1 protein-coding gene is annotated in these 260 nt (G+C 74.2%); it reads right to left on the reverse strand.

The window, feature by feature from the left end:
• Positions 1-64: 64 nt before the first annotated feature.
• The coding region (locus tag JT719_RS24865; protein WP_278251907.1) for a site-specific integrase at positions 65-260 on the reverse strand (196 nt) is incomplete at its 5' end.

Below are 260 nucleotides of genomic sequence, written 5' to 3' on the forward strand. Positions count from 1 at the left end.
TGCAACGGGCGCTGCTTTCCAAACGAGCCACCAACTGGCCGCCGTAAACCGTCCCAGCCAGGGGTTAGTCGCTCTTCTCGCGCGCGCGGCGCACCTTGGCAACGGCGCTGCGGGTCGCGCGCAGCTGCTCGGTGTAGCGGGCCGGCATGCGCGGGGACGCCCAGCGGCCGGCCTGCATAAGGCCGGGCAGGTCGACGCCGGCGGCGAGCAGCTCCTGGGCGGCGCCGACGCGCAGGCTGTGCCCGCCAAAGCCGACGGCC

Origin of the sequence: Sabulibacter ruber, from assembly GCF_017355955.1 — a bacterium.
GTDB lineage: Bacteria > Bacteroidota > Bacteroidia > Cytophagales > Hymenobacteraceae > Nibribacter > Nibribacter ruber_A.